The organism is Saccharopolyspora pogona (assembly GCF_014697215.1).
GTDB classification, from domain to species: Bacteria; Actinomycetota; Actinomycetes; order Mycobacteriales; family Pseudonocardiaceae; genus Saccharopolyspora; species Saccharopolyspora hattusasensis.
Window position 1 is genome coordinate 1586309 of record NZ_CP031142.1, and the last position, 15207, is coordinate 1601515.

At 68.6% G+C, this 15207-nt stretch carries 15 protein-coding genes; 8 read left to right on the forward strand and 7 right to left on the reverse strand.

Going from position 1 to position 15207, the window contains the following annotated elements; all coding sequences use genetic code 11:
* Positions 1 to 236 precede the first annotated feature (236 nt).
* The 5 genes from DL519_RS06910 to DL519_RS06930 all read left to right on the forward strand — a co-directional run bounded on the left by DL519_RS06910 (position 237) and on the right by DL519_RS06930 (position 5072).
* On the forward strand, positions 237 to 1082 hold the full coding sequence (locus DL519_RS06910; RefSeq protein WP_190813369.1) for a siderophore-interacting protein: 846 nt from the start codon (positions 237 to 239) through the stop codon (positions 1080 to 1082).
* Between the two features lie 476 nt (positions 1083 to 1558).
* Positions 1559 to 2194 (forward strand): LysM peptidoglycan-binding domain-containing protein, encoded by a 636-nt coding sequence (locus tag DL519_RS06915; RefSeq protein ID WP_190813370.1) that lies wholly within the window; start codon positions 1559 to 1561, stop codon positions 2192 to 2194.
* A 572-nt stretch (positions 2195 to 2766) separates the two neighbouring features.
* Positions 2767 to 2943, forward strand: a complete 177-nt coding sequence (locus DL519_RS06920) for a hypothetical protein (protein ID WP_190813371.1) — start codon at positions 2767 to 2769, stop codon at positions 2941 to 2943.
* A gap of 63 nt (positions 2944 to 3006) precedes the next feature.
* On the forward strand, positions 3007 to 4350 hold the full coding sequence (locus DL519_RS06925) for a Mur ligase family protein (protein WP_190813372.1): 1344 nt from the start codon (positions 3007 to 3009) through the stop codon (positions 4348 to 4350).
* Positions 4347 to 5072 carry a type 1 glutamine amidotransferase gene (locus DL519_RS06930; protein WP_397544933.1) on the forward strand — a complete coding sequence of 242 codons (726 nt, stop codon included), beginning with the start codon at positions 4347 to 4349 and terminating at the stop codon, positions 5070 to 5072. The genes DL519_RS06925 and DL519_RS06930 overlap by 4 nt, the downstream gene beginning before the upstream one ends.
* A gap of 3 nt (positions 5073 to 5075) precedes the next feature.
* Here DL519_RS06930 and murJ read toward each other — a convergent pair whose 3' ends face one another.
* Positions 5076 to 6704 (reverse strand): murein biosynthesis integral membrane protein MurJ, encoded by a 1629-nt coding sequence (gene murJ, locus DL519_RS06935; RefSeq protein ID WP_190813373.1) that lies wholly within the window; start codon positions 6702 to 6704, stop codon positions 5076 to 5078.
* Between the two features lie 130 nt (positions 6705 to 6834).
* Between murJ and DL519_RS06940 the strand changes: the two genes are divergently transcribed.
* Positions 6835 to 7308, forward strand: a complete 474-nt coding sequence (locus DL519_RS06940) for a YkvA family protein (RefSeq protein ID WP_190813374.1) — start codon at positions 6835 to 6837, stop codon at positions 7306 to 7308.
* A 54-nt stretch (positions 7309 to 7362) separates the two neighbouring features.
* Here DL519_RS06940 and DL519_RS06945 read toward each other — a convergent pair whose 3' ends face one another.
* Complete coding sequence (locus DL519_RS06945) at positions 7363 to 8520, reverse strand: acyl-CoA dehydrogenase (protein WP_190813375.1); 1158 nt, start codon at positions 8518 to 8520, stop codon at positions 7363 to 7365.
* Positions 8521 to 8651: 131 nt separating this feature from the next.
* On the opposite strand from DL519_RS06945, the gene DL519_RS06950 reads away from it, so the two are divergent.
* Positions 8652 to 9392 carry a TetR family transcriptional regulator gene (locus DL519_RS06950; RefSeq protein WP_190813376.1) on the forward strand — a complete coding sequence of 247 codons (741 nt, stop codon included), beginning with the start codon at positions 8652 to 8654 and terminating at the stop codon, positions 9390 to 9392.
* 142 nt (positions 9393 to 9534) lie between these two features.
* Here the strand turns inward: DL519_RS06950 and DL519_RS06955 are convergent, their stop codons facing one another.
* The gene (locus DL519_RS06955; RefSeq protein ID WP_190813377.1) at positions 9535 to 9693 is read right to left on the reverse strand and encodes a hypothetical protein; all 159 of its coding nucleotides are present in this window, start codon (positions 9691 to 9693) and stop codon (positions 9535 to 9537) included.
* Positions 9694 to 9900: 207 nt separating this feature from the next.
* Complete coding sequence (locus tag DL519_RS06960; RefSeq protein ID WP_190813378.1) at positions 9901 to 11451, reverse strand: N-acyl-D-amino-acid deacylase family protein; 1551 nt, start codon at positions 11449 to 11451, stop codon at positions 9901 to 9903.
* Between the two features lie 100 nt (positions 11452 to 11551).
* Between DL519_RS06960 and DL519_RS06965 the strand changes: the two genes are divergently transcribed.
* The gene (locus tag DL519_RS06965) at positions 11552 to 12601 is read left to right on the forward strand and encodes a lipoate--protein ligase family protein (RefSeq protein ID WP_190813379.1); all 1050 of its coding nucleotides are present in this window, start codon (positions 11552 to 11554) and stop codon (positions 12599 to 12601) included.
* Positions 12602 to 12652: 51 nt separating this feature from the next.
* Here the strand turns inward: DL519_RS06965 and DL519_RS06970 are convergent, their stop codons facing one another.
* The 3 genes from DL519_RS06970 to DL519_RS06980 are packed head-to-tail and all read right to left on the reverse strand — an operon-like array spanning position 12653 to position 14962.
* Positions 12653 to 12886 carry a DUF5703 family protein gene (locus tag DL519_RS06970; RefSeq protein WP_190813380.1) on the reverse strand — a complete coding sequence of 78 codons (234 nt, stop codon included), beginning with the start codon at positions 12884 to 12886 and terminating at the stop codon, positions 12653 to 12655.
* Complete coding sequence (locus tag DL519_RS06975; RefSeq protein WP_223838520.1) at positions 12883 to 13926, reverse strand: YncE family protein; 1044 nt, start codon at positions 13924 to 13926, stop codon at positions 12883 to 12885. The genes DL519_RS06970 and DL519_RS06975 overlap by 4 nt, the downstream gene beginning before the upstream one ends.
* Positions 13927 to 13978: 52 nt before the next feature.
* Positions 13979 to 14962 (reverse strand): aldo/keto reductase, encoded by a 984-nt coding sequence (locus DL519_RS06980; protein ID WP_190813381.1) that lies wholly within the window; start codon positions 14960 to 14962, stop codon positions 13979 to 13981.
* Positions 14963 to 15207 lie beyond the last annotated feature (245 nt).

Sequence of the window (15207 nt, forward strand, 5' to 3'; positions counted from 1 at the left end):
GCCAACTCGGCGAGCAGTTGGTGCACGACTACGCCCTCTTCCACTTGGAGGCGGATCTGCGGTGGCACCGAATGACTCAATTGATTAACTAGATCTATGAGTTCAGTGTCAATCGAAATTGATCCGATCGAGTGCGGTGGATCATGTTGTGCTGCGAACCTTCGGAGAAATGGTTAGGTTAGCCTTCGTTAAAGCGTTGGTCCTCGCGCCGACGAATGCAGATCCGGAGTTCCCGCATGACGATCTCAAGTCCGCCGCGGCTCGAACTGGGCGCCGAGGCCCTGCCGTTCCGGTTGTTCCGGATCGAGGTCGCCGAGGTGCACCGGTTGAGCCGGCGCCTGGTCCGGATCACCTTCACCGGCCCCGAGCTGTCGGCGATGACCAGCGGCGGGCTCGACCAGCGGGTCAAGCTGATCTTCCCGCAGCCCGGGCAGCGGGAGCCGATGATTCCGGCGGGGGAGCGGCCGTACCAGGCGTTGCGCGCGTTGCCGCTGGAGATCCGGCCGAAGCTGCGCAGCTACACGGTGCGCGTCCACCGGCCCGAGCGCGACGAGTTCGACGTCGACTTCGTGTTGCACGGCGACACCGGTCCGGCGTCTGCCTTCGCCGGTCGGGCCCGGCCGGGGGACCGGTTGGTGGTGTACGCGCCGAACGCCGCATGCCCGGCCAGCTGCGGTGGCGTGGAGTTCCGCCTGGACGCGGTTCGCGACCGGGCGCTGCTGATCGGCGACGAGACCGCGCTCCCGGCGATCGCCGGCATCCTCGCGGCGCTTCCGGGCGGAGTGCGGGCGAAGGTCTACGTCGAGATCCCGGACGCGGCAGACGCCCAGTACCTCGCGAGCGCGGCGGAGGTCGAGTTGCACTGGCTGCCGCGCCGCGGACGGCGTCCCGGTGCAGCGTTGCTCTCCGCGATCCGCGCCGCCGTGCTGCCTGGCGAGTGGTACGCGTGGCTCGCGGGGGAGACTGGGATGGTCGCCTCGCTGCGACGCCATCTGGTCGACGACCGGGGGTTCGACCGCTCCGCCGTGACATTCATGGGTTATTGGCGTCTCGGCAGATCCGAGGACGAACCGAGGGGTTAGGAGCGGTTGACGCACTGGGCGCGGAAATTCGAGCCGCGCCCGTTCTTTGGATTCGCCGACTGATCGAGCACGTTCAAAAACGCTCCGTTATCCCTCAATAGGGTGAGTCGTGGCTCATGTCTCACCGTGAGTGATTGGATTTCCGGTGTCGATCTCATCGAGAATCAAGAAATGAGCTGGAACAACGTCGTAATCGCAGCGATCTTGTCGACGTTTCTATGACGATGGCCACCCGTCGAGAGTTTGGTCATCGGTTTTTGGCTACGTAGCGTGGCCCCTTGTCGGCGTCCCCGAGCCGACAGGCAAGACCGGAAGCCCGCTCCGCCGAACCCTGCCCAGCGAGCTCTCCGACCCCCGACACGTGCATCAGGGCAGGGGCCTGACGACGACGGCGAACCCGACGTCCGGCCGAGGCAGCTCGGCCGCGTCGATCGCCGCCCCTGGCGTCGGCGCAGGCGTCGCTGGAGACGAAGAACATGGCTAGCTCCCGAGGCAAGCACCACAAGACCATCACCGCCCGAAACGTCGCGCGGGTGGCCCTGGCCAGTGCGGTCGTCGCCGCCCCGTTCGCCCTGGCCCTGCCCGCCAACGCCGCGGCGCAGTCCACCTGGGACGCCGTCGCGAAGTGCGAGAGCGGCGGCAACTGGTCGATCAACACCGGCAACGGCTACTACGGCGGCCTGCAGTTCAGCCAGTCCACCTGGGCCGCCTACGGCGGCAACAGCTACGCGTCGAGCGCGTCGCAGGCCAGCCGCGCCCAGCAGATCGCGGTCGCCGAGCGCTTGCTGCAGGCGCAGGGCCCCGGTGCCTGGCCGGTGTGCTCGAAGAAGGCGGGCCTGTCGGCCGGCGGCGGCCTGCAGAACCAGGACGCCGCTTCGGGCACCACGAAAAAGACCATTCCGAAGCCGGAGACCAAGGTCAAGACCGAGACCAAGACGCAGGTCAAGAAGACCGTGCAGGTCGAGGACGCCTACACCGTGCAGGCCGGCGACACGCTGAGCACGATCGGTGCAAAGTTCGACGTCAGCTGGGAGTCGATCTTCGAGAAGAACCGCAGTGTCGTCGACGACGCGAACCTGATCTTCCCGGGGCAGCAGCTGGCCGTGAAGTGACCCCTCGGTCCGCGCGACCGGGCGCAAGGGACCCCGCCTGCCTCTCTCCGGCGGGGTCCCTTGCATTTCCGGACGCGGCGCGCCGCGGCTCATTTCAGCTTGCGGCGGCGCAGGTCGCTGCGGATGTCCCAGGCGGTCCAGCTGATGCCGCCGAGCGCGATACCGGCCATCAGGATCAACACCAGTTCCCCGGTCACGGCGGGCTCCCTTCGGGAGGTGTGGGGCCGTCGAGATTGCTTTCTGAGCCTAATGACCGCTCGCTTGATCGCCGAACGTGTCGGGTTATAAAACCTGGGCAGGTGAACTGTCCAAATCGGCCGATCGTCCATCCGATGCCCAATTCCCCTAGCCGGAGCCGAATTCGGGGCGTCGTTCGAACGCGCGCCGCCGCCTCCCGCTTCTCACATACCGTGTCATCAGATCATTACTTGGAGTGAATGATCCCCGGCGGAGTGATTCATCGGCATGTTGGTGCCGGTCGCATCGTGCATTACCCCGATCATGTCCGTGATCAATCCCCGGCCGCGTTCCCGGTGCCGGGAACGGCGCGCGCAGCGGAAGGAGGCCGCACGATGTTCTCCGGCCAACACGCCGCACTGGTCGAGTCGACCGCCCTGGACGGCTGGGTGGGCCCATCGGCGATCCTCGCCGGGCTCCTGTTGTTGATCGTCGCGCTGTTTCGCCGAACGCGCGCCACACTGGCCAAGAAGCGCCGGGCGGCGCGGCCAAGTGCGGCCGAATGGTGGTGACGTGTCGCCCAGGGCCGGCCTAGGCGTACCGCGTGCCGGCGGGCGCCGAGGGGGGAGGCATGCATGACCGACACCACGCGGGAGTCCAGGGAAGCGACGGAGCGCACCCCGACCGAACACCCGTCGACCGATCAGCGCTGGCGGGTCGTTCCCGCTCCGGCGCAACCGCCAACGCGCGGCGTGCACCGGCAGGACCTGCGCACCACCATCGCGGTCGATCTGGGACGGCTGGCGGCGTCGATGTCACGGCGGCTCGGCATGGGCAGTGGCGGGATGATCGGCGGCAGACTCGCGTTGAGCGTACAACCGCGAGCCCTGCGAAGGCTGGCGTCCGGACGGCGTGTCGTGATGGTCACCGGCACGAATGGCAAGACGACGACCACGCAGATGGTGGCCGAGGCGCTGCGCTCCCGGGCTCCCGCGGTCAGCAACGACACGGGCGCGAACATGCTCGACGGCCACGTCGCCGCGCTGATGACCCGGTCGGATGCCCCGTTCGCCGCGCTGGAGGTCGACGAGCTTCACCTGGTGCAGGTGACCGAGCAGTTCGAGCCGGCGGTGATCCTGCTGCTCAACCTGAGCCGGGATCAGCTTGACAGGGTAGGGGAGATCCGCACCGTCGTCGCGAGCCTGCGGCGCGCCCTAGCGCAGGCGCCGGGAGCGCAGGTGATCGCGAACCGGGATGATCCGAACATCGTCTTCGCCGCAGCCGGGCACCCGGCGGTCACCTGGATCTCCGGTGGGGTGCGGTGGAAGGACGACGCGTTGAACTGCCCGAACTGCGGCGAGTTCATCGGTGACACCGACCGGGGCTGGCACTGCGCCTGCGGTCTGGCGCGTCCGGCGGCGGACTGGACGGTCACCGAGGCGGGGGCGCTCGCCGCGGACGGCTCCCATCACCAGCTCGACTTGTCGCTGCCGGGCCACGTCAACCGGGTCAACGCGACGTTCGCGCTGGCTGCAGCGCTGCACCTGGGCTGTGACGAGGCGGCGTCGCTGGCGCGAATCGGCCGGATCTCGGAGGCCGCCGGTCGCTACCGAACGGTGCGACTGGCCGGTCGGGAGGTCCGGTTGCTGCTGGCGAAGAACCCCGCGAGCTGGCTGGAGATGCTCGACCTCGTCGGCCGCGAGGACCAGCCGCTGGTGCTGGTGGTCAACAGCCGCGAAGCCGACGGCCACGACGTTTCGTGGTTGTGGGACGTCGATTTCGAGGTGCTGCGCGACCGCCCGGTCTGGGTGGCGGGGGACCGGGCGCTGGATCTGGCGGTGCGGCTGCGCTACGCCGAGGTGCCCTGCGCCGTGGCGTCTGGTGTGGACGAGGCGCTATCCGGGTCGGACCGCGGCGTGCCGGACGTGATCGCCAACTACACCGCCTTCCGCGACCTCGTGACGAGGAGCCGCCAATGATGCGCGACCGGGTCCGCCTCGCGCTTGTGCTGCCCGACCTGCTGGGCACCTACGGCGACCGGGGCAACGTGCTGGTGCTGGCGCAACGCTTGAAGTGGCGCAACATCGACAGCGAAACGGTGACGGTGCTGTCCTCCTCCGACGCGGTGCCGGAATCCTGTGACCTGTACCTGATCGGCGGCGGCGAGGACGTCGCGCAGATCGCCGCGGTGCGGTTCCTGCACCGAGGTCCGGGGTTGCGGCGCGCGGTGGACCGCGGCTCACCGGTGCTGGGCATCTGCGGCGGTCTGCAGGTGCTCGGGACGAGCTTCGTCACTGGCGACGGCGTCCAGCACGATGGGCTGGGCCTGGTCGACGCTGCCACCGCGCCGGGCAGCGGACGAGCGATCGGCGAGGTGACCACCCAATCCACGTTGGGCAGCGTCGGGATGCTCACCGGGTTCGAGAACCACCTGGGCCGGACCCGGGTCGGTCCCGGATCGCGGCCGCTGGGCCGGGTGATCCGCGGCATCGGTAACGGTCACGACGACGCCGAAGGCGCGGTCAGCGGGCACGTCGTGTGCACCTACTTGCACGGACCGGTGCTGGCGCGAAATCCGAAGCTGGCCGATCTGCTACTGGAGTGGGCGATCGGTGAACCCCTGGAGCCGCTGCCCGATCCCCCGGAGCTTCGTTCGCTGCGCTCCGAACGGACCCGGCTGCACGTGCGCAAACGCAAGTGACCCTCAGCGGCGGCGGACGATCCGGGCCAGCCGGTCGACAGCGGGTTTGAGCTCCGGGGCGCGGACCAGCGCCAGCACGCCGAAGCTGACCGCCAGCACCACGACCGTGTGCACGACCAGCGAGAACCACGCGTCGGCCACCGGTCCGAACGGGCCGAACGCGCTGCGCAAGCCGGTGAGGACCGCGATGCCGCAGCCGGAGCCGAGCAGGGTGGCCGCGAGCGTCCGCGCGATCCCGGCGAGGGTGCGCCTGGTCTGGACCGGGCCGACCCGGCAGTGCAACCAGATCTGGCCGGCGATCGCGCCGACCACGAAGCTCACCGACATCGCCGCGGTAACCCCGATGACCAGGTCGCGCGGATCCAGCACGGCGAGCACGACGTAGCAAAGCACGCTGCGCACCAGCACCATGATCACGTTGATCCAGGTGGGTGTGCGGGCGTCCTTCATCGCGTAGAACGCGCGGAGCTGCAGCATCGTGATTGCGAAGGGCACGACGCCCAGCGCGGCGGCGGCCAGCGCCCAGCCGAGCCGGTCGGCGGCGGCCAAATCGCTTGCCCCCAGCGAGAAGAACGCGACGCCGATCGAACCACCTGCCACCGCCAGTAGCGCGCTGATCGGCATCAGCAGCACGGCGCTCATCCGACTGCCCAACGACACGTCGGCGACGAATTCGACGGTGTCCTTGGCCGCCGCGGCGCGGCTGATCCGGGGCATCAGAGCCGTCAGCAGCGACACGCCGAGCACGCCGTAGGGGACCTGCGACAGCAGCCAGGCGTAGTTGAAGGTCGCGACGCTGCCGGTGGTGCCCTGCCCGGTGACGCGGGTGATCACCACCATGCCGACCTGGCTGACCAGCGTGTAGAGCACGACCCACCCGGCCAGCCCGCCGAACTCGGTCAGCCTGCGGTCCCAGCCCCACCGCCAGCGGTACCGGAATCCGCTGCGGCGCAGCGAAACCGCCATGATCAACATCTGCGCGGTGATGCCCATCGCGGTGCCGATGCCCAGGACCAGCAGTCTCGGTTCGCCCATGCGCACCGGGTGGGCGGAGATCTCGCCGGGGACCATCGCGTACACCACAACTGTGGCGATCACGACGACGTTGTTGAACACCGGTGCCCAGGCCGGGGTGCCGAACACGCCGCGGACGTTGAGGATCGCCTGCAGCAGCGCCGACATCCCGTAGCAGATGATGCCGGGCAACAGCAGGTACGCGAACGCCGTGGTCAGCGCGGCGTTCGCGCGGGTGTCGGGGCCGAGGTAGAGCTCCGTGAGCAGCGGTGCGGCGGCCACCGCGGCGGTGGTGGCCGCGACCAGCAGCACGCCACCCATGGTGATCATCCACTGGGCGTAGACCTCGCCTTGCCGCGCGCCCTCCTGCTGCGCCCGGACCAGCAGCGGCACGGCGATGCTCGTGAGCACGCCACCGAGCAGCAGCTCGTTCACCACGGTCGGCAGCGTGTTCGCGACGGTGTAGGAGTCGTTGACCATGCCCAGCCCGAGGACGGCCACCAGCAACACCTTCGCCAGCAGACCGCTGACCCGGCTGACGGTGGTCGCCACCGCCATCGCCGCGCTGGCCCGGGCCAGCGAGGTGCCGTGCACGCGGGAATCGGCCTGATCGACCACGACGCCCCCAGCTCTCGACCTCACCTGCGCCGACCGTGCCACGAAAACCCCGCCGTCGCCGCGCGACGCTCCACCGGCGTCCGATTCATGGCAACCTGATCACACCGACGTGAACGGGGGAGACGCATCGATGATCGTGATCGGCGGGCTGCTGCTGGTGGCCGGGGTGGTCGTGGCGATCGTGACCGGCGGAGACCTGGCCGGGGGCTGGTTGCTGCCGGTTGCGCTGATCGCCGCCGGTGTCGGCATGCTCGTGGCCGGAACGGTCGCGGCGGCTCGGCGTCGCCTACCGCTGCGGGCGGCGGTGCGCGCCCACCGGGCGGCGCCGGTGGGCGGCCCGCTGCGACGAGCCCGCGCGGTTCCGTCGATGATCGCCTCCACCGTGCGTGGCCGGAATCCCGCGCTGCCGCGCTACCAGCTCGCGCTCTGGCTGTTGGCCCTGGTGTACGTGGTCTCGCCGGTCGACTTCATCCCTGATTTCCTGCCGCTGCTGGGCATCGGCGACGACATCGGCGTCGGCACCTGGCTGCTGACCAGCCTGTACGCCGAATCGGGCAACTACCTCGCGGCGAAGGAGCAGCGCAGCGAGTTGGAAGCCGGATGACCGTCAGGTCGCGGTCGGCGTGGGCAGCTGCTTGCTGCCCCAACCTCTCGGGGCTCAGCCCTTGAGCAGCGAGCGGGCCATGACCATGCGCTGGATCTGGTTGGTTCCTTCGTAGATCTGGGTGATCTTGGCGTCGCGCATCATCCGCTCCACCGGGAAGTCGCGGGTGTAGCCGGCGCCGCCGAACAGCTGCACCGCGTCGGTGGTGACCTCCATGGCGACGTCCGAAGCGAAGCACTTGGCCGCGGCGGAGATGAACCCGAGGTTCGGCTCGCCGCGCTCGGCGCGGGCCGCGGCGACGTAGACCATGTGCCGCGCGGCTTCGACCTTCATGGCCATGTCGGCCAGCATGAACTGGACGCCCTGGAATCCGGAGATGGCCTTACCGAACTGCTTTCGGTCCTTGACGTAGGCCAGCGACTGTTCCAGCGCGCCCTGCGCGATGCCGACGGCCTGCGCGCCGATGGTGGGCCGGGTGTGGTCCAGCGTGCGCAGTGCGGTCTTGAACCCGGTGCCGGGCTCGCCGATGATCCGGTCGGCCGGGATGGTGCAGTCCTCGAAGTACAGCTCCACGGTCGGCGAGCCCTTGATACCGAGCTTCTTCTCCTTCGGCCCCACCACGAACCCGGGGTCGTCGGCGTGCACCACGAACGCGCTGATGCCGTTGGTGCCCTTGTCCCGGTCGGTCACCGCCATCACGGTGTACCACTTGGATTCGCCGCCGTTGGTGATCCAGCTCTTGCTGCCGTTGAGCACCCAGTGGTCGCCGTCGAGGCGCGCGCGGGTCTTCATCGACGCGGCGTCCGAGCCCGCCTCGCGCTCGGACAGCGCGTACGACGCGCTCGCCTCGCCGCTGGCGATCGAGGGCATCACCTTCTTCTTGAGCTCCTCGGAACCGGACAGCAGGATCGGCATGGTGCCGAGCTTGTTGACCGCCGGGATCAGCGACGACGAGGCGCAGACCCGGGCGACCTCTTCGACCACGATGCAGGTGGCGACCGAGTCGGCGCCCTGCCCGTCGTAGGCCTCCGGCACGTGCACGGCAGCGAAGCCCGACTTCTCCAGCGCGTCGCGCGCCTCGCGCGGGAAGCGCTCCTGTTCGTCGACCTCGGCCGCGTACGGCGCGATCTCCTTGTCTGCCAGAGCGCGCACCGCCTCGCGCAGTGCCTCGTGCTCCTCGGCCAGCTGGTAGGTGCCGAAGTTCGGGTCCACCGGGTCCTCCTGGTTCCCGGCTTACCGGCCGGGGTAGTTCATCTCCGCCCGCGCGATGGCGGACACCCTGCGCCGCCATCGTAACGGCACTGAGTGCCACTTCCAAGTCGGTGCCGGTGTATATTCCGGCCATGTCCGAGCCAGCGACCCCGGCGCCCAGAACCCGCTCCGGCCGCACCCCGCACGGCCGCCGAAAGGTGCGCAGCGCCTTGGCGCTGGCCGCGATGGAGCTGTTCGCGGCGCAAGGCTTCGAAGCGACCACTGTGGACCAGATCGCCGAGGCGGCGGGCGTCGGTCGGCGCACCTTCTTCCGGTACTTCCGGTCCAAAGAGGACGTCGTGTTCCCCGGGCACGACGAACGGCTGGCTGAAGTGGTCGAGCGGCTCGACGCCGCCGACCCGGCGGCAGACCCGGTGGTGGTGCTCGGGCGGACCGCCGAGGTGGTGCTGGAGATGTACCTCGCCGAACCGGAGGTCTCGCTCAAGCGCTCGGAACTGACTCGCGAGGTCTCTTCGTTGCGGGACAAGGAAGTCGCCAGCATCGATCGCTACCAGCGGGTGTTCGCGCGTTACCTCCGCGGTCGCTTTTCCAGGGAGCCGGGCGGGGACCTCCGCGCCGCGGTGGTGGCTGCGGCGGTGGTCGCGGCGCACAACCACGTGCTCCGGCAGTGGCTGAAGAGCGGGGGAGCGCTCGACGCGATGCAGATGCTGCGCGATGCGTTGCAGCAGGTGGCGGGCGCGATGCCGGGGCAGTGGGGCGAGGCGCATGCCGCCGAGGCGGGGGAGAACGTCGTTGTGGGCGTCGTGCGCACTGCGGCGCCTGCCGGCGTCGTGCTCAAGCACCTCGAAGAAGCACTACGCGATCTCCGCTAGCGAGCGTGCGGCACCCAGTGTCAGAAAACATGTGACATGGCACGTTCGATCAAAAAGAATCGATTGGTTCTATTGTTTCAGTGTTAGTTGAATTTAATCGATCAACCGTCGGTGGGCACGGTGAGGGACGGGCCGGGGTGGATCAGTCGTAGCCGCGGATCAGGTGGCTTTCGTCGTGGTCATCGTGGTCGTGGTCCGCGCCGGGTGCGGTTTCCACGCGGTCCTGGGTGGGCAGGTGGATGTCCGGGGTGCGGGAGTCGGTGCGCTGCTGCGGGGCGGTGAAGTGGTCGGTGAGCGTCATGCCCGACTCCTATCGAAGCGGAAGTTATTGCCTGATGGTGCTTCTCGTGTTGGGAGATCGCATGCGCGGAGGGCGTTCGCTGATCAGAAATCGCCCGGTCGGGAGGAATGGGCCGGAATATTGATCTCTATGATATCAGTGATGACTGAAATTAATCTTCCTGCCGGAAGGTCCATCAAGCAGACTTGAAAAACGCGATGACGGGGCTCACGCCTTTGGTGTGAGGCGGATTCCGGTGCGGGGGCCGAGGTATTCGCCGTTGTCGACGACGGTTCGCCCGGCCTGGCAGACCCAGGGGATGCCGGCCGGTGGCCGCAGCGGGTCTTGGTAGTCGCCGACGTCGATGACCGTGTCGGCGTCGAAGGCGACCAGATCGGCGACGTGGCCGGCGGCGATCACACCGCGGTCGGGGATGCGGAAGCACTGGGCGGGCAGCGAGGTCATCCGGCGGATCGCTTCGGGCAGGGGCAGCACGCCGCGCTCGCGGACGTAGCGGCCGAGCACACGGGGGAAGGTGCCGGTCAGCCGCGGGTGCGGTTTTCCGCCGGTGCCGGGAGGCAAGCCGTCGGAACCGATCATGGTCTGCGGGTCGGCCATGGCGAGTTCGAGGTCGTCCTCGTGCATCGAGAAGTTGATCATCGCGACGCGGAGGCGTTCGCCGACCAGGACTCTGATCAGCGCGTCGACGGGTTCGGTGCCGTCGGTCGCAGCGATCTCGGCGATGGTGCGGCCTTCGAAGCGGTGGCTGGCGGTGGTGGCGATGAGGATGCGGTCCCAGGCGGTCTGGTCGCCGATCGTGACGGCGAGGTCGTCGCGTCCGGTTCGGCCGCGCAGGCGCGCGAGGGTCTCGTCGGCGGTACCGGCGAGGTAGGTGGTGGGTAGCACGGCGGTGAGCATGGTCGAGGATGCGGTGTAGGGGTAGACATCTTGGACGACGTCGTGGCCGGTGTCGCGGGCCTGGTGGATCTTGTCCAGGGCGGGGCGCATCTTGCCCCAGTTGTCCGGGCGGGTGGCTTTGAGGTGCGACAGGTGGGTGCGTCCTGCGGTGGCGCCGATGCGGAGGGCTTCGTCGATGGATTCCAGCAGGGCGTCGCCTTCGTTGCGCATGTGCGTGACGTAGAGGCCGGTGCCGCCGAGGGCATCGGCGACGGCGGTGAGTTCGTCGGTTGTGGAGAAGACGGCGGGCGGGTAGATCAGGCCGCTGGAGAGGCCGAACGCGCCGGCGGTCATGCCTTCTTCCAGGGCGGTTCGCATGGTGCGCAGGGCGTCGTCGTCGGGTGCGGTGTCGGCCATGCCGAGGGCGGCGATGCGGAGGGTGCCGTGTCCGATCAGGGGGCAGTAGTTGGTGACGTAGCTGGCGGCGTCGGTGGCGGCGAAGAGGTCGTGGAAGCCGGTCCAGGTGAAGTCCAGCGGTGGGAAGAGGCGTTGCAGGAAGGTCGCGAGGGTGTCGGCGTTGCCGGTGCTGCGGGGTGCGAGGCTGAAGCCGCAGTTGCCGACGACTTCGGTGGTGACGCCTTGAAGGATCTTGGTGGTGTCGTCGGTGGTGAGCAGCGGGGCGTTGTCGGCGTGGGAGTGGACGTCGATGAAGCCGGGGGCGAGGACGAGTCCGGTGAGGTCGCGTTGGGGGGTTCCCGCTGGGAGCGTGCCGGGGTGTTCGACGGCGGTGATGCGGTCGTCCTGGATGAGGATCTCGGCGGGCCGCAGGGGCGCTCCGGTGCCGTCGGCGAGGAGTGCGCCGGTGAGCAGTTCGGTGGTCACGCGGGTTTGCCTTTCGTGCTGCCGGTGGTGGGGTGTGCGGTGGAATAGCGGTCGTCGTGTGATGTTGTCGGGGGGTAGGCGTCGATTTCAGGAGTGCGCGGTGCACGGTGAGTACAAGGTTCCGGGTGGGAAGCTGGTCGTGGTCGATCTGGACGTTGTGGACGGTCGGCTGGTCGATGTGCGGTTGAGCGGGGATTTCTTCCTGGAGCCGGATGAGGCTTTGGAGGACATCAACGGTGCTTTGTCGGGTGCCCTGGCGGATGCCGATGGTGCGGAGTTGGCGGCGCGGATCCGGAGTGGTCTGCCGGCTGGTGCGCGGTTGGTGGGTTTCGACGCGGAGGCGGTTGCGGTTGCCGTGCGGCGGGCGTTGACGCATGCGTCGGATTGGGCTGATCACGAGTGGCGGTTGATCCATGATGGGCCGCAGACGCCGTTGGTGCACATGGCGTTGGATCAGGTGTTGGCCGAGGCGGTGGCGGAGGGGCGGCGGGCTCCGACGTTGCGGTTCTGGGAGTGGGCGGCGCCTGCGGTGATCATCGGGAGTTTCCAGTCGGTGCGCAACGAGGTCGACATGGCGGGTGCGCAGCGGCACGGTGTCGAGGTGGTGCGGCGGATCACCGGTGGTGGGGCGATGTTCGTGGAGCCGGGGAATACGGTGACGTATTCGTTGTACGCGCCGGGTTCGTTGGTGGCGGGGATGACGTTGGCGGAGTCGTACGCGTTCTTGGATGACTGGGTGTTGGGTGTGTTGCGGGAGCTGGGGTTGAACGTGTGGTATCAGCCGTTGAACGACATCGCTTCTGATGGCGGGAAGATCGGTGGGGCGGCGCAGAAGCGGTTGGGGTCGGGTGCGGTGCTGCACCACGTGACGATGTCTTACAGCATCGATGCGGACAAGATGGGTGAGGTGTTGCGGGTGGGGAAGGAGAAGTTGTCGGACAAGGGGATCACGAGCGCCAAGAAGCGGGTGGATCCGTTGCGGCGGCAGACGGGGTTGGCGCGCGAGGTGATCATCGAGCGGTTGATCGAGGGGTTCCGGCGGCGGTTCGGGTTGGTGGACGGGCCGGTGTCGGAGGGCGAGCGGGAGCGGGCTCGCGTGTTGATCGAGTCGAAGTTCGCGACGCGGGAGTGGTTGTTGCGGGTGCCGTGAGCGTGCGGGGTCGGTTCTGCCTGGGTCAGGCAGAACCGTGGGATGTTGGGCTCAGGTGAGTAGGCCGGGTACGCCGGGGGTGGTTCGGCGGCGGCGCAGCCAGACCTTGCGGGTTCCGTCGGAGTAGAGGAGTACCCGGGAGAGTTCCCAGCCGGAGAATTCGGCGTGGATGCTGAGCTGGGTCGCTGCGCTCCAGCGGGTGATGCCCGGGGGTAGGCGCAGCGGCCGGTACTCCCAGTCCCAGTCCGAGTCGGTGTCGGTTCCTTCCGCGTTCACGGGTTTCACACTCTCACCACCTGGTATCCGGCGCCGTTGGCGGAGGCGATGTAGATGTCTCCGGTGTCTGGGTCGACTGCGACTGCGTTGGGTTGGGTGATGGTGGGGAGCCGGTGGCGTTCTTGGGGTTCGCCGCCGGCGATGTCGTAGCCGACGAGTTCGTTGGTTGCGGTCAGCGTGACCCAGGCTAGGTCGCGGGTGGGGTCGTAGGCGAGGCCGTAGGGGGCGCCGGGGACGGGGTAGCGCTGTTTCATGATCAGCGGGTCGGTGCTGAAGGCGAGGAGTTCTTGGCCGCGGGTGTCGATGGCGAGGATGCGGCCGTAGCGGTCGGTGACGGCGTTGGTGGCGCCTTGTCCGGCGCGCAGGCCTGCGCCTTTGGTTCCGGTGGTGGTGTCGATGGGGGTTAGTGCGGTGGTGAGGCGGTCGAGGACTACGACGCTGCCGTCGCGGGTGGGTAGTAGTTGTGCGGGGCCCTGGAATTTTTCGGTGGTGGCGGTGGGGTTGCCGTTTTGGAGGACGGTGACCGTGGCGGTGTCGCGGAGGATGATCGCGGTGCGGTTGCCGTCGAGGTCGATTGCGTCGACGGGGCCGCCGGGTACTGGGGTGGGTTGTGCGATGGCGGTGCGCAGGTCGACGCGGGTGATGGTGTTGGCGTCGGGGAGTGCTGCGAGGAGTTGGCCGCGTTCGGCGCGCAGTGTGGCGGGTGCGCTGGGCAGGGTGACCGTGCGTTGGGTGTTGGTGCGTGTGTCGATGAGGGTGAGGTTGGGGCCGCTGGCGAGTATGAGGGTGTGGGTGTCGTGGTCGTAGGCGGCGTGTTGCACCGGTGGCGCGGGGTGGACGTTTCCTGCTGGTGGTGTGGTTGCTGGGGGTGCGGTGGCGGGTGTTGCGGCGGTGAGGGTGTCGGTGACCTGGAGGGGGTCGCTGGTGGTGTCCATTCCGCAGCTGGTGAGCAGGGTTGCGGAGAGGCAGATGATGGCCAGCCGACGCAACGAGGCCTCCTTGGTGCCGGGTGCCCGCGGGGTGCGGTGCGTGTTGCTTGTTTCCAGCATCCCTGATCCGGCGGTGGGGGCTGTGTGGGGTGCGGTGGACGTGTCGGTGGGGTCAGGGCTGGGCGGGGTTGCGTTCGGGGTAGCTCTTGTCGGGGGCGCTGATGTCGTCGAGGGCGGCGCGGATGGCTGGGGGGAGGGTGAGGTCTTCGGCGGCGAGGGCGGTTTTGAGTTGGGTGGCGGTGCGGGCGCCGAGGACGGGGGCGGTGACGCCGGGGCGGTCGCGGACCCAGGCGAGGGCGACGTGGACGGGTGAGGTGCCGAGGCCTTCGGCGGCGGTGAGGACGGCTTGGACGATGCGGGCGGCGCGTTCGTTGCGGTGGTGTTCGACGTAGCTGGCGAAGTGGCTGGTGGCGCCGCGGGAGTCGGGTGGGGTGGCGTTGCGGTATTTGCCGGTGAGGACGCCGCGGCCCAGTGGTGCCCAGGCGAGCAGGCCGAGGCCGTGGTGTTCGGCGGCGGGGGTGACTTCGCGTTCGATGCCGCGTTCGAGCAGGGAGTATTCGACTTGGGTGGCGATCAGGGGGGTGCGGGTGGGGTGGGTGTTCTGGTGTGTGGCGGCGGTGGCGAGTTGCCAGCCGGAGTAGTTGGAGATGCCGGCGTAGCGGACGCGGCCGCTGGTGACGGCGGTGTCGATGGCGGAGAGGGTTTCGTCGAGGGGGACGGTGGGGTCCCAGGCGTGGAGTTGCCAGAGGTCGAGGTGGTCGACTTGGAGGCGGCGCAGTGAGTCGTCGAGGGCGGTGAGCAGGGCGCCGCGGGAGGCGCCGCCGCCGAAGGGGCCGGGTTTGCGGCGGGCGACGGCTTTGGTGGCGAGGACGATTTCGTCGCGGGGGAGTTGGGTGGTGAGGAGGTCGCCGAGGATTTCTTCGCTGTGGCCGTCTTGGTAGACGTCGGCGGTGTCGATGAGGGTGCCGCCGGCTTCGTGGAAGGTGGACAGTTGCTCGGCGGCTTCGTCGGCGTTGGTGTCCAGTCCCCAGGTCATGGTGCCGAGGGCGAGGCGGGAGACGCGGAGGCCGCTGCGGCCGAGTTGTCGGTGTTCCACGTTGGGTGAGGGTATTCGCTGTGGCGGCCGTGGTCGGTGAGGCTGCGGCGGCGGGTCTGGTTCTGGGTGTTCCGGATCACAGTGCTTGGTGGGTGTCGGGTTTGTTCGTTGTTCGCTGTGATCAGTTGCTTGCTGACCTGCTGGGATGCGGGTTTGCGGGGTGGGGGTGGGTGGTTGTTGGGGATGTTGCAGGATTTGGGTTCCGAGTGCAGCGGCCGGTGGCCGGTGGGCGCACAAGAGTTTTC

Excerpts from the sequence above, each read along its gene's own strand:
- DL519_RS06950 (WP_190813376.1), top strand. The coding sequence starts at position 8,652 with ATGTCCGAGCCAGCGACCCCGGCGCCCAGAACCCGCTCCGGCCGCACC.
- DL519_RS06975 (WP_223838520.1), bottom strand. The coding sequence starts at position 13,926 with ATGCTGGAAACAAGCAACACGCACCGCACCCCGCGGGCACCCGGCACC.
- DL519_RS06930 (WP_397544933.1), top strand. The coding sequence starts at position 4,347 with ATGATGCGCGACCGGGTCCGCCTCGCGCTTGTGCTGCCCGACCTGCTG.
- DL519_RS06925 (WP_190813372.1), top strand. The coding sequence starts at position 3,007 with ATGACCGACACCACGCGGGAGTCCAGGGAAGCGACGGAGCGCACCCCG.
- DL519_RS06940 (WP_190813374.1), top strand. The coding sequence starts at position 6,835 with ATGATCGTGATCGGCGGGCTGCTGCTGGTGGCCGGGGTGGTCGTGGCG.
- DL519_RS06955 (WP_190813377.1), bottom strand. The coding sequence starts at position 9,693 with ATGACGCTCACCGACCACTTCACCGCCCCGCAGCAGCGCACCGACTCC.
- DL519_RS06920 (WP_190813371.1), top strand. The coding sequence starts at position 2,767 with ATGTTCTCCGGCCAACACGCCGCACTGGTCGAGTCGACCGCCCTGGAC.
- DL519_RS06915 (WP_190813370.1), top strand. The coding sequence starts at position 1,559 with ATGGCTAGCTCCCGAGGCAAGCACCACAAGACCATCACCGCCCGAAAC.
- DL519_RS06910 (WP_190813369.1), top strand. The coding sequence starts at position 237 with ATGACGATCTCAAGTCCGCCGCGGCTCGAACTGGGCGCCGAGGCCCTG.